Origin of the sequence: Candidatus Thiosymbion oneisti (genome assembly GCF_900092655.1) — a bacterium.
GTDB classification, from domain to species: Bacteria; Pseudomonadota; Gammaproteobacteria; order Chromatiales; family Chromatiaceae; genus Thiosymbion; species Thiosymbion oneisti.
Map to the genome: position 1 here is coordinate 1 of NZ_FLUY01001691.1, position 13,302 is coordinate 13,302.

The 13,302-nt window shown below is 59.5% G+C and carries 9 protein-coding genes and 1 tRNA gene; 4 read left to right on the plus strand and 6 right to left on the minus strand.

Annotated elements, in window-relative coordinates; genetic code table 11:
• Positions 1 to 618, minus strand: a 618-nt coding sequence (locus tag BQ17_RS17755; RefSeq protein WP_141699354.1) for a type VI secretion system Vgr family protein, incomplete at its 3' end; no start/stop codon positions are given.
• A 548-nt stretch (positions 619 to 1,166) separates the two neighbouring features.
• Positions 1,167 to 2,057 carry a phosphoribulokinase gene (locus BQ17_RS17760; protein WP_089729382.1) on the minus strand — a complete coding sequence of 297 codons (891 nt, stop codon included), beginning with the start codon at positions 2,055 to 2,057 and terminating at the stop codon, positions 1,167 to 1,169.
• Between the two features lie 291 nt (positions 2,058 to 2,348).
• Here BQ17_RS17760 and BQ17_RS17765 point away from each other — a divergent pair, with 291 nt between their 5' ends.
• Positions 2,349 to 4,436, plus strand: coding sequence for an ATP-binding protein (locus tag BQ17_RS17765; protein ID WP_089729383.1), 2,088 nt, complete (start codon positions 2,349 to 2,351; stop codon positions 4,434 to 4,436).
• A 47-nt stretch (positions 4,437 to 4,483) separates the two neighbouring features.
• Here the strand turns inward: BQ17_RS17765 and BQ17_RS17770 are convergent, their stop codons facing one another.
• Positions 4,484 to 5,302, minus strand: a complete 819-nt coding sequence (locus BQ17_RS17770; RefSeq protein ID WP_089729385.1) for a tyrosine-protein phosphatase — start codon at positions 5,300 to 5,302, stop codon at positions 4,484 to 4,486.
• Between the two features lie 297 nt (positions 5,303 to 5,599).
• Here BQ17_RS17770 and BQ17_RS17775 point away from each other — a divergent pair, with 297 nt between their 5' ends.
• The 3 genes from BQ17_RS17775 (at position 5,600) to BQ17_RS17785 (ending at position 8,503) form a co-directional block, all read left to right on the plus strand.
• Entirely contained in the window at positions 5,600 to 7,291 is a 1,692-nt protein-coding gene (locus tag BQ17_RS17775) for an ExeA family protein (RefSeq protein WP_089729387.1), read from the plus strand.
• 5 nt (positions 7,292 to 7,296) lie between these two features.
• Positions 7,297 to 8,139: a general secretion pathway protein GspB gene (locus tag BQ17_RS17780; RefSeq protein ID WP_089729389.1), complete on the plus strand. Its 843-nt coding sequence runs from the start codon at positions 7,297 to 7,299 to the stop codon at positions 8,137 to 8,139.
• Positions 8,140 to 8,427: 288 nt separating this feature from the next.
• Positions 8,428 to 8,503 (plus strand) — tRNA-Gly (locus tag BQ17_RS17785).
• A gap of 1 nt (position 8,504) precedes the next feature.
• Here the strand turns inward: BQ17_RS17785 and BQ17_RS17790 are convergent.
• The 3 genes from BQ17_RS17790 to BQ17_RS17800 all read right to left on the minus strand — a co-directional run bounded on the left by BQ17_RS17790 (position 8,505) and on the right by BQ17_RS17800 (position 13,247).
• Complete coding sequence (locus tag BQ17_RS17790) at positions 8,505 to 9,827, minus strand: tetratricopeptide repeat protein (protein WP_089729391.1); 1,323 nt, start codon at positions 9,825 to 9,827, stop codon at positions 8,505 to 8,507.
• A 92-nt stretch (positions 9,828 to 9,919) separates the two neighbouring features.
• Entirely contained in the window at positions 9,920 to 12,313 is a 2,394-nt protein-coding gene (locus BQ17_RS17795) for a GumC family protein (RefSeq protein ID WP_089729393.1), read from the minus strand.
• Between the two features lie 46 nt (positions 12,314 to 12,359).
• Complete coding sequence (locus BQ17_RS17800; RefSeq protein WP_089729395.1) at positions 12,360 to 13,247, minus strand: polysaccharide biosynthesis/export family protein; 888 nt, start codon at positions 13,245 to 13,247, stop codon at positions 12,360 to 12,362.
• Positions 13,248 to 13,302 lie beyond the last annotated feature (55 nt).

Sequence of the window (13,302 nt, forward strand, 5' to 3'; positions counted from 1 at the left end):
CTCATCGGGGGGGTAGTAGGGGATTTCTTCGTAGCCGGCAACGGGGTGATGGGCACCGTTGTCGTCGGCCAGGACCAGGGTGTGTTTACCCTCCTCGTGCCGGAAGAAGTAGTGGATGCCTTCCTGTTCCAGCAGCCGGCTGATGAAGGTGAAATCGGTCTCCCGGTACTGGACGCAGTAGTTCCGGCGGCGGTGGGGCTCGACCAGGAATTCCTCGAAGTCGATGTAGCCATGCTCGCGGAAGATGTCCTTGACGATGTCTGGCACCGTCCGGTCCTGGAAGATGCGACAGTCGGTGGTGCAGGAGAGCAACCAGAACCAGGGGACCAGGGTGGCCTGGTAGATGGCAACCGCCCCGTCGAAGCCGGTGTGGGAAAAACGGCTGACGATGCCGTTGAAGTAGCGGGTCTGGTAATCCGGCAGTTCCAGCCGCACGGTGACGGGTTGGCCGAGCAGCGCTTCGTGCTTGATCGGTTGGTAGGATTCACTGATGAGTTCCAGTTGGTACTCGAACAGGGTGCTCAGTCGTTCGCTTCCGCGCATGGAACGCAGCAGCAGGATGTCTTCGCCGAGGGGGGTGGTGACGGCGAGGGTCCGTGCTCGTTGGCTGAGGGGCATGGGTTGATCTCGGAAAGGCAAATGGTGGGGAACGGATTATATCGGTATCAGTTGTCAGGCTGAGCTGCGATGGGGCTGTGGCGATTGGCCGCGGAATACCGTAGGGCGGATCAGGCCAGGGACGGCCGCCATCCGCCGGGCTGCTTCAATGAGCCCGTAGGTCGGGTAAGGTCAGGGCGACATGCCGGCCACCCGGTGTCGGGTGACGGCGCGCCAATCACCGCGGCCAATGCAGCTTCACGGCAGGCGTGCCTTACCCGACCTACGCCGGCTCACCACACCATCGATGCGGTTCGCGGCCTGCCTGCCCCGTCCCTGGGGCGATCGGCAGGCGCTCACCGCATCCTACGGGCTGGATCGAGATCGGGATCGCAATCGGAATCCCGACTTCGATCCCGATCCCGATTTCGGGCATGACGCATCCCTATCTACCTGGCTGACACGGTTCGCTAAATGTCAACACAACCCATGTAGCTGGTGGGATCTTTCAAGATTTTTTCCCAGGAATAACGTCCGGCGGCGGATTGCCACCGGGGTAAGCGAAAGGATCACTTGTTGCGTGTGTCCATCAGCCGTTCGATGATGGGCTGCAGGATAATCTCCATGGCGAAGCCCATCTTCCCCCCGGGCACGACCATGTTGTTGCGGCGGGTCATGAAGGAATCGTGGATCATGGACAGCAGATAGGGGAAGTCGATGTCGAGTTTTTTCGGGTCCTGGAAACGGATGATGACGAAGCTCTCGTCCGGGAGCGGGATATCCCGAGCGATGAAAGGATTGGATGTATCGACCGTCGGCACGCGCTGGAAATTGATGTCCGTCAGGGTGAATTGGGGCACGATGGTGGTGATGTAGTCCGGCATGCGGCGCATGATGGTGTCCACGATGGCCTCGGCGGAGTAGCCGCGCTCCAGGTTGTCGCGGTGGATTTTTTGAATCCACTCCAGGTTGACGATGGGAACGACCCCGACCCCGAGATCCACATGCTGGGCGACGTTGTTCTCTTCGGTCACAATCAATCCATGCAGACCTTCGTAAAAAAGCAGATCCGTACCTTCGGGAATATCCTCCCAAGGGGTGAACTGGCCGGGGGCGAGGTTGGTACCGAGGCGCGCGTTGAGCTCCGCCGCCTCCTCGTCACTGTGAATGTAGTATCGTTTCTTGCCGGTACCCGTCTTGCCATAGCTCTTGAACAGCTCCTCGAGCAGGTCGAAACGGTTCGCGTCTGACCCGAAGTGGCTCAAGTTGCGATGTGCTTCCGCCGCCTTGGTCATTTCGGCTTTCATCTCGGCGCGGTCGTAGCGATGAAAGCTGTCGCCTTCGATGATGGCGGCGTTGAAGCCATCGCGGAAAAAGATGTGCTCGAAGGCCCGCTTGACGGTCGTAGTGCCCGCGCCTGAAGAGCCGGTAACCGCAACGATCGGGTGTTTCTTGGACATGGGTCTCTCCCGTTCTCTTAAGTTATCTCTCGTCAAGTTATCTCTCGTCTCCGAGCCGCATTGTATACCGATCCGTCTTCATGTCTGCGTTTTGTGTATGACGACGAGTAATTTCAGGTACGCTTGGGAGGACGAGCTCGATAGGCTTCGTGGGGCTACAATGACTGTAGATATCAGACCGGAAGGCGCGGCAGGAGAAGACAAACATGGCCTTTCGGTGCAGTGCCGCCAGCAGGCAGGGGAAGCGGGCATCGCGGCGGAAAATCCATGTATGACAGGTAGCTTGGGACCATGATCAAGTGGGATCCGGCCTTGCGTGCCAACCAAGAGTTTCAGTCCGCCCTGGTGCGTATGGGATTTTGGGTGTTCGGAGTAATTTACGTCGGTAGTGCCGCGTACACCGGTTACTACCGGATCAATTCGGTTTATTTCTTCCTTCTGTTCGGGGTCTATTTTTTATTCTTCGCCGGTATACTGATCAGCGTACTGATACGCCCGGAATGGACGGCCCGCCAGTACCTGGGACTCGTCTTGGACATCACGGCGGTCGGTTTGGCCACCCTTCTGACCGGCGATGTCAGTCCCTTCTATCTCATCTATATTTGGATCCTCATCTACGCGAGCACCCGATACGGGCGTGGCCACCTGATCTTCGCCTCGATACTGAACCTGCTGACCTGCACCCTGACCATTGTGGTCCTGGACGCCTGGTGGACCCATCCCTACGAGGTCGTCTTCATTCTGCTGCTCCTGGTGGTGCTCCCGATGTACCAATACTCCCTCCTGCGCAAGCTGCAGCAAGCCCGGCGTGAGGCGGAGGTGGCGAACCAGGCGAAGGGGGATTTCCTGGCGGTCATGACCCACGAGCTGCGTACGCCCTTGACCGGGGTGGTGGGGATGACCAACCTGTTGCAGTCAACGCGGCTCGACGCCGAGCAGCGCGAGTACGTCGATTCCATCGTCAGCTCCGCGGAGGTGCTACAGGCCCTGATCGGTGATGTGCTGGACCTGTCGAAGATCGAGGCCAAGAAGCTCCACCTGGAGTCCGTCGCCTTCGATCTGCGCGGCGGTATGAGGGAGGTGTGCGCCGCCCTGGAGACCCAGGCCCTTGCCAAGAGACTGGAGGTAATCCTGCGCATCGACCCAAAGCTTCCGGACCGGATGATCGGTGATAAGCTCCGGATACGCCAGATCCTGTTCAATCTGATCGGCAATGCCATCAAGTTCACCGACCGAGGTGAGGTGAGGGTCCATGCAAGTTTGTGTCCGTCCGACGAACTGATGCACCGCCCTCACCTGCTCCTGGAGGTCTTGGACACGGGAATTGGGATACCAGCGGACCGGTTGGAGGAGATCTTCGAGGGCTTTCGGCAGGCGGACGATTCCACCACCCGGCGTTATGGCGGAACCGGGCTGGGTACTACCATCGCCAGTGACCTTACGCACCTGATGGGGGGGCGTATCGGCGTCGACAGCCAGGTCGGGAAAGGCAGTCGCTTCTGGGTACGGCTGCCACTACAGAAGGAAACAAGGCCGCTGGTCTCGGAGGAGAGGCAACGACAGCTCGAGGGTCTGCGAGCCTGGGTGTTCGAGAACAATGCCACGAGCAGGGAGCTCATCATGGAGATCCTGCGCGGCGCGGGTATGGCGTGTGAGCCGGTGCTCGATATGGACCACCTCGGCTGCATGACCGACCGGACCCGGAGGTTGGACCTGCTCATCGTCGCCGACTCGCCCGCTTGTCAGGACCTGCTGGCGTTGCTGGATCTATTCCAGCGCGGGCTCGGTGCCAAGGTGCCTTATCTGCTGCTCACATACAGCACCCGCCGCGCCGGTCAACGGATGGCCCGCGGGAATTGCCTGAGCAAACCCTTTCTTGCCGAGGACCTGGTCAGTCGGGTGCGCCAGATACTGGGGAAGGAGCGCCCGCAATCGGATCGGCAGGAGGAAAAGGAAGACAGGGTGCAACCGGTAGCAGTGCATGGGTTGCGTATTCTTGTAGCCGAGGACAACGCTATTGCAGGGAAGGTTGTCAGGGTACTGCTCGAGAAACAAGGTTATGAGGTGATCCTGGTCGATGACGGGGAGCAGGCCTTGAGCCGCATCCGGGCCGACCCCTTCGCCCTGGCCCTCGTCGATGTGCGTATGCCCAAATTGGACGGGATAGCCCTTACTCAGGCCTTTCGTGCGAGCGAGGAGCAGGGGGCACGGCTGCCGATCATCGCCTTGACCGCCAACGCATCGGAGGAGGTCAAACACCAGTGTCTCGAGGCGGGGATGGACGATTTTCTCAGCAAGCCCGTGAACCCGCGGGACCTCAGCACAATGGTCGAACGCTACACGGGTCAGCGGGAGGGGGATGGTCCATCGCGTTCCTGACCGCGCCCACCGACCTGCGGCTCCTCGGTGACGTCGGGAGCTGCGGATCAGCCCCGGGACAAGAGCCGGGTAAACCATCCTTTCCTGAATTTGACGGCATTGCTCCGGTTTTCGTTCGGGCCGAGTGCCGGTGGAGGCGGAATCTCCCTTGGCTCGCGATTTTCGATAACGGCTTGCGGGCGGCCGGTTACCAGCAATTCCGCTTCGTCGGCACCGATATAAGGTTCCGCCGCCGTGCGTCCTTCCGCCAAGAGTGGCGGTCGGTGTTCAGGATCGTGGGCATCCGTCGCCAGGATATGGACGAGCCCATCACCGAGGAATTTCTGTGACCAGTATTTTGGATGGGGGCCGAAACGGCCTGTTACCGCCCCGGCCGTGAGCTGGATCCAAGCGCCGCTCCGGGCGGCGTCGACGAACCAGCCGTAATGCTCATCGTCAAGCCAGGTAAGCCGTTCGGGGTGAGTGATGACCGGTTGGTAACCGGAAGCCAGCAGGTCGAAAATCAGACGCGAGAAGCCGACGGGAACCATATGGTGAGGTGGTTCAAACAGAAAATACCGGGTGCCGTGAAGGGTCGGCATATGTCCGGAGCGGAGACCATGCACCAGCTCCGGGACTAGTTGTATGTCTGCGCCATAGGTGATTTCGAGCGGAATGTCGGCCTCTTGTATCCGGGTGCGAAGCGCCTGTACTTCCTGCATGATTTGGGCGCCTGTATTATCGTACAGGCCAGGATAGATGTGCGGCGTACAGGCGGTCATCCTGATGCCGTCCCTGACCGCAATCTTGGCCATCTCCAGGGCGGTGTGGAGATCGGGTGCCCCATCGTCGATACCGGGAAGCATATGGCAATGCAGGTCGATCATCGAGAGAACCGTTCGGGTTGGGATTGGAGCACGCATCAACAAGATGCAGGTCACCATCTTTATGGGGTGACCGGCGCCTTGAATCAAGAGACACCTTGAGGAATTCAAGTATCCGTTTCCGCTTGTCCATGTCGTTCCTGACGATCGACACCGATTCACTGTGATCTTGACCGGAGTACCTCGACTATTGACGCCTATTCCGAATTCTACCTATCTTGATCCCGGCGGTGAGGCACCTTGTGCAGCGCAAATCCGAACGATCGATTTCTGTCCGACCGATAATGGCAGCGGCCTAGCTTGCAGAACCTATACTCCAACTATTTCGGCCTCAAAGAGGCGAGCTTCTCCATTACCCCAGACCCCCAGTATCTGTTCCTCAGCGAACAGCACCGGGAGGCGTTGGCGCATCTGCTCTACGGGGCAGGGACGAGTGGCGGCTTCGTACTGCTTACCGGGGAGGTGGGTACCGGCAAGACGACCATCTGCCGGGCCTTTCTCGAGCAGCTGCCCGATGGTGTGGAGGTTGCCCTCATCCTTAATCCGACCACGACGGTAACCGAACTCTTGCGCACCGTCTGTGACGAGCTGCGCATCGAGGTGTCGGAGCAGGAACGCACCGTCAAATGCCTGGTCGACCGCCTCAACGACTACTTACTGAGGGCGCACGCCGAAGGCCGGCGGGCGGTGCTCATGATCGACGAGGCCCAGGACCTGCGCCCGAAGGTGCTGGAACAGGTCCGGTTGCTCACCAACCTGGAGACCACCAAACACAAGCTGCTTCAGATCTTCCTGGTAGGTCAACCGGAGTTGCGTACCCTGCTCCAGCGCGAGGGTCTACGCCAGCTCAATCAACGCATTACCGCCCGTTATCACCTGCGGCCGTTCAATGCGGCCGAGACGGCGGAATATATCCGGCACCGTTTGATGGTGGCGGGTGTGGAGCGGCAGCTGTTCACCCGTGACGCCATTCGCCTTGTGCATCGCGTTTCCGGTGGCGTTCCGCGACTGATCAATATCCTCTGTGACCGCTCGCTACTGGGGGCCTGCGTTACGCCTAGTCCCCTGGTGACCAAGTCGATCGTCAAGCGGGCCGCGCGCGAGGTAAAGCATTCAACGCCGAGAGGATACGGCTTCGGTCTTGGATGCCTTGCCATGGCTACCGCCGCCCTGATGCTTGCCGTTGCCGGCGGCTGGATGACTCGCTCCTGGCTGGCCGAGGTTCCCGTAGCAACACCCCAGGTTCCGGCCTTCCTGGCGCGCTGGCTGCCATCACGCCAAACCGAACCGCGGGTCCCGGTCTCCCCGACGCCCAAAGCAGCCCTGGAGCAGGCCCCCGGCCTGGCCTTGGCCGAACCGGAGGCAGCTGGGCCTGGCGAGGATCTGATACTCGCTGACATCGCTATGGACCGGGTATCGGCCATGCGGGTGTTACTGCGCCGCTGGGGTGTCGAGCCCGCGGGCCTGGGGCCAGGAGATCCCTGCGTGCGCGTGATGGATTACGGTCTGCGCTGCGAGCTCGATGGGGGCGGCTGGAGCCGCATGCGCTTCTTCGACCGGCCGGCATTGATCGAGCTGGTGACCGAGGACCTTTCCGAGCGGTACCTGGTGATTGGTGGCCTTGATGCCGAGGCCGCGGTTTTGGACCTGGACGAGGGGAGTCGGCGTGTGAGTCTTGCGACCCTGGACGATGTCTGGGATGGGGATTACCTCCTGTTGTGGCAGCCGCCCCCGGTGGGCGGTGCGATAATAGGCCCCAGCTCCCGAGGCGAATCGGTACGCTGGTTGCGAAAGCTCTTGTCACAGGTCCCGGATTTAGCTGTTGAGGCCATCGGCTCGGGTGTTTTCGACCCGGCGTTGGATGAGGCAGTACGCAGGTTTCAGAAGCGGGAGGGCCTTAAGATCGACGGTATTGCCGGTCCCAAGACACTGATTCGGCTCCATAATGTGGTGGGGATGCCGGAGATCCCCAAACTCGCCCCGGTCCCCTGAGCGCCATGTCCTATATCCTGGAAGCATTGAAGAAGTCCCAACACGAACGTGAGCTGGGTCAGGCACCGACCCTGGTGCCACCCAATTTTCCAAGCGAGGAAAAGCGTGCTCGCCCCAACCTGTGGATCCTGGTGGCATTGATCCTGGCGACATCGGCTGTGGTCATCGCCCTCTACTCGGCCTTGCGCGGTGGTCCACCGGTCGCAACGGTGGCCCAGACCGCCCAAACGGCAACCCGTGAGACAAGAGATCGGGACCCTGCCACGCCCAAGCAACCGGCGACCAAGCCGTTGCCGAGACAGGCGTCGCTGCGGCAGCCCGGGCCTGTTGCATCCGGTCCTCGAGGGTCGGCGAATCGGTTTCCGGCGCATGCTCCGGTTGCGCCTGAGACCACTGCCTCATCCGTCGCCATGGGGGCACCTGCTCCCCACGTGCCCCCACCTCCGCCGCAACGCCGGATGCATAAGGGCCCGGTCGCGGCAGAGGAGCCGCCGATGGCCCCAACGCAGGAGCGGGACGGCAAGATTCCGCCGGATTTGATTGCCGATATCGAGGCCTTCAAACGCGAGGTTCGTGAGGGACAAGCGGGCATGACCGAAGCCTCGCGGGTCGAGGAGGAGACTGCGCCCCGAGATTTGCGTCTACCCAAAGCGGTACGCAACCGTTTACCCAGGTTCGTCATGTCGGCGCACATCTACGACAGCGAGCCGTCCAGGCGTTTCGTTTTGATCAACGGCCTCAAAACAGGGGAAGGGGAGGTGTCGCGCGAGGGGATTGCCGTAGAGCGGATCCTTCCCGACGGTGCCGTTTTAAGCTTTGAGGGACACAGATTTTTCCGGCGGCGTTAGGGTATGTTGACAGTTATCCGGTATCTGGGCGACGTCCTTTTTGTCCGCAGATTACGCCGATTTTCACAGATTAAAAATGAAATAATCTGCGGAAATCGGCGTAATCTGCGGATTCAAAATGCGAATTTGCAAAGGGACAAAGGTGCGGTAAGCGTGGCAGGTCTTACAGGATGGCAGCATGCTCCGTCGGGACCAGGATTTCTCGCTGCGCTCGAAATGACACCAAATGTCAACACGACCTGGAGGCTTGACATCCCTGAACCAGGTCGTAAACTCATGCGCCTCAATGCGGGAATAGCTCAGTTGGTAGAGCACAACCTTGCCAAGGTTGGGGTCGCGAGTTCGAGTCTCGTTTCCCGCTCCAGCTACTTGACCGCTCTCGCCGCGGTAGGGCGGGCCTTTACCGGGGGTGGCCTTTTGTGGATGGCCAGGCGGTCGAACCAGGCATCGCCTGTGATCTGGTGCTTCCCCCCCCGGTGCTTCTCCACTGAGACCAGGTGAATTTCTTGGAGCTTACAGGCTTCGGGAACCTGGAACTCAAATCCGAAATTTCGCCATTCGTTGGCACCCAAAAAGCGCTCGCTTTCCCCCAGCTCCTCCGGCTGCGGCAGCAGACAGCGTATGACCCACTTGAGTCCCCCTTGCGTATCCAGGCTGGTATGGACTCTACCCTCTTGCGTATCCGTATCCAGGCTGTCGGTATGGACTCTACCCCGCAGTTGGTAAGTACCGGCAGCGAGGAAGAGTTTTTGGTATAGGCTACCACTGAAGTGGCCCTGGTAATGATTGAACCCTATATGCAGCGATTTGCTTTCGTCGCTGCCGTAGGTGTACAGCCTGTCGATTAGGGCGTTGCGGGGGGTGTGGATGTGCCAATCGAATCCCCAGTTACCGGGCTCAAGCTCGAAGCTGCCGTCGTAGAGCGGTCCCAGCCGCTTCCGTTGATCGTCGGTAAGACCATTGAGCCAAACGCTATAAGCCCGGGCGGTCAATTCGTCCTTCATGAGCCGGGCGACATAGCTTTTGCGTTCGGACAGCGTGATTGGTGCCTGCCCCGACTTGCGCCGCAGGGAGTAGAGTTGCCGAACGGTTTCGATCTCTGTTGCGCGTTTAGCGACCTCGGAGAAAAAGGAGTCCCACCAGGCTGGGGGTGAGGTCGCAAGGATCTCATAGGCGGGCCGAGTGTGCGGATTTTCCGCGAGCTTGAGTAGAGGTGGGAATAGCTTACTCCATGCCCCCTGGGTGATTTCCAGGGTGCGAGAATAATGGGAAATTGCCCGTCTGACGTCATTGCGGCGGAGCCAGTAGTCGCCTGCTTGTCGCTGGATGCGCGGATCTGCCGGCTTCAACCGCAGGGCCATCTCAACCAGGGCATCGGCGCGCGCCTGGTTACCCCGGGTAAGCGCGGCCCTGGCCGCGGCGAAAAACGGGCGTGCATCCGCCATGTCGTGGGTGTTGGCCTGGGCCAGAAGGGTGGCAGCGGTATCCGGGTCGTCGTTGTGCAACGCGACGGCTTGTCGATACAAGGCCTCCGGTTGGCGCTTATCCCAGGCGAGGGCCTTACCCACCGCGTCGCGCTCACCCTCGATGATCGCTTGGGCATAGTGAGACGATATGCCGACAACACCGATGCGCCAGATGAGCAAGGCAGCGGCGATCGAGATTAAAACTTGACGCAGGATGATCAACCTCTGTTCCTGTTAGCGGTATCGGAATCGGTCCCTACCGTGTGCTCCGGTTTGAGGGCCAGGCGTCGGAACCATACCGCTCGCTCACCTGATTACGCCCGTTCCGGCAGCTTTGCCGCCTGGTCGTGAGTACCGTAATCGTAGCTATAGTGGTAATCGTAACTATACCTGTATCCATATCCGTATCCGGAGCTTCTACGAGTCTGGTCAAACCGGTTGACGACGGCACCGACGATATTGGCATTCGCGGTACGGAGACGCTTTACCGCACCCTCGAGATGACCGTAGCGCGTCTGTCCAACCGTCGCCACAAGGATGGTGCTCCGTGCCAGCTTGGAAAGCACAATGGCATCGGCCAGCCCGATGACGGGCGGACCATCGATGATGGCGAAGTCGAACCTTTCAGTAGCCAGGCTCATGAGATCGAACATCTTGGTGCTGGCCAATAACTCCACCGGGTTCGGCGGTAAGGGTCCGCTGGTGATAACGACCAAGCCGGCGATTCGTGTCGGTTGGGCGATATGGGTGGTCCTGGTGTTGCCGGCGAGGTAGTTGGTGAGCCCTGATGTGTTAGGGAGATCGAACACATGGTGAAGGCTCGGGGAACGCAGGTCGGCGTCTATTTGAAGCACCATCTTCCCGGCATTCGCCAAGGCAATCGCGATGTTCGTGGCGATCGTCGTCTTCCCTTCGCTGGGGCTCGCGCTGGTGACATACATGGTCTTCGGCGTACCTTCCACGGTCGAAAAGCTGAGCGAGGTTGCCAGTGATCTGGCCGCCTCGGCGAGTGGGCTCCTGGGATTGTCGGCGGCGGATAAGGCAATATGTCCTGCTTTGGAGGCAACGGGCGATCTGGATATAACCAATGGGACAATGCCGAGAACCGGGGCCTGGATGCGGTTTTCCACCTCCTCGCCGGTCTTTATGGTGTCGTCCAGGTATTCGAACAGGAATACCAGCAGGAGGCCTCCGGCCAGACCCACGCCGAGGGCGATCGTCAGATTCCTGGACAGATTGGGTTTGAAGGGGTGCCGCGGAGCCAGTGCCCGGTCGATGATCGAGATGTTCGAGTTGTTGTTATTGTCGTTGTTATTGTCGTTGTTATTGTTGTTCTTGGTGGGGTCGATGGAGGCGACGTCCACCTCTTTTATGCGCTGGAGCAGGTTCTCATAGATTTTGCGGTTGGTATCGACTTCCCGCTTCAACACCTGGTAGTCAGTGCTGCGGTCACGCAGGGCGAGGATATCGCTTTCGATTTTTCTGATAAGCGCCTGCAGTGACGCCTCTTCTCGCTGCTTTGCCGCATGGCCGGCCTTGATCGCCTCGGTTACCGCGGCGACCTCCGCTTTGATCTGCTGGTCGATCTCGGTAATCTGACGCCGGAGTTGGCGCTTAGCGGGGTAGTCCGCCTTATAGATTTTAGGCTGTCCTTCATATTCCAGCGCCAGCTCACCCTTGCGCCTTTTCAACGCCTGGATGACCTCGCTGTTCATGATCTTCAGGACCGCAGGTCCCTTGCCCTTCAGGGACTGCGCGTATTCGGACTCCATCGCAATCCGGTCCGCCTCGGCGTGGGCGAGTTTTTGGTTCAGTGTGTCGAGTGTCTGCATGAGGGTATCGAGCTTGTTGTCCAGGTCGACGATCTTGCGTTCTCGTGCATAGGTAATGAGTCGCTGCTCGGAGTCTTCGAGGTTGGCGCGAACCTGTACGATGCGTTCGTTGAGGAACCGGTCGGCGTAAGACATGGCATCGTATCTTCGCTCCTTTTTCATCTGGATGAAGTTATCGGCAAAGGCGTTCACGATGGCCGCGGCCTTCTGGGGATCGGAGTGGACGTAACTGAGACGCGTGATCTGGGATTTCTTCGGATCGGAATAGACCCTTAAACCGGCGGCGAGCGCCCCTGCCCGACGCGACTTCCACTCTACTGGATTGATAGGTTGCTGGGTTGTACGCTCGTCGGCGCCTTTAATCCACGCCTTAAGGGTGTTTTCCAACTCCTCCAGAAAGGAGGGAGTACGCTTAATCGGCGGTTTGCGCGGCGCTGTCAACAACCCCTCGTCCTCGAGCTGGTCGACAACTCGCTTCGCCACGGCCCGGCTCTTTAGCACACTTTCCTGGGTTTTATGGTAGCGCATCGCGTTCATAAAGGATGCGCTGAAGGCGGCTTCGCCTTTGAGCCCCGTCAATCGAAGGGATGGTAGCTCAATCTGCAAACTAAGCGAACTTCGGTACAGGGGGATGGTGTTATAGGTTTCCACCAGCCCTACGATTAAAGCGATTGCAGTGGTGACAACCAGGGTCCACTTTCTGCGCAGCAGGACACTCCAATAGTAGTGCAGATCGACGACATCGCTGGTGTTCCGGTTGCGGGCTACCGGTTCGGCAGCCAGACTGGCCAGTCGACGCAATTCCTGCTGCCGGTCGGTGGGCTCCAGTGTGCGATCATGCGCGGTTGCGCTTTCAAGGCTAAGAGCGTGCGTCATTTATCTCCACCTATTACGGGTTTCGTATAGGTACAGTATCCGCGGACTAATAGGGTAAGGGGATGCGCAGTATCCAATTGGTAAGGACATGTCCCACGGTTCTTTTCACAACGGCGGTCCCCGATTTTGGGACCACGACCCGATCGTCACTGATCATTACCGGATCGGTTAGCTGCCCCTTCTCGATCAATGCGAGATTTACGACGTAGGCATTGATGTCACCGCGTTCTTGCTTTCGAAAAACGACGATTTCTTCTTTTTTGGCGATCTCGTCCAGACCACCGGCCATCGCGATGGCCTGCATCAGCGTCGTTTGGCCCCCCACCAGGGGAAACACGCCCGGGCTCTTGACGTGCCCGAGGATGGTGACCTTGTGTCCCGTGGACTCGGCAACCAAGACGCTGACTTGCGGATCATTGAGGTAACGCTCGCCCAGCCGGTCGGCGATGACCTGCTCCGCCTCGCGCGGCGTGAGCCCCCTGACTTTCAGGTTACCGATCAGCGGCATGATGATCGAGCCTTCTTCACTAACCCGTTGCTCGGTCGCCAGTTCGTCGACTTGAAAGACCTCGATTTTGAGCAGGTCGTACGGACCGATCCGGTAGGCACGTACCGGTCCGCGATCCGCCGGAATGCCGATAATGGCTGGTACGAAGGTAGCGGACGTCTCCGTGCGGAGAAGCGATTTATCCTCGCGCGACGGGTTTTCTTCTGCAATGCCGAACATGTCGGCGCGGGGCGAGGGGTTGTCTCCACGCGTCCGGTTTTCTCCCTGAGCGCCGTGTGCACCCTGGCGCGGAGGAACACCTTGGCCCGCGGTGGGATTAGCAGGCAATGCGTTTGCCCCCGACGGCGGGCCACCCGACGTCGTACAACCCTGAACGCCCAAAACCAGCAAGAACAGGGCGCAGCGTTTGATGAGCCTATTCATCATTTTGGAAGATTTCGCTAAAGGTTAGGCTTTCCAGCCGATTCTACTCTGGTAGGAT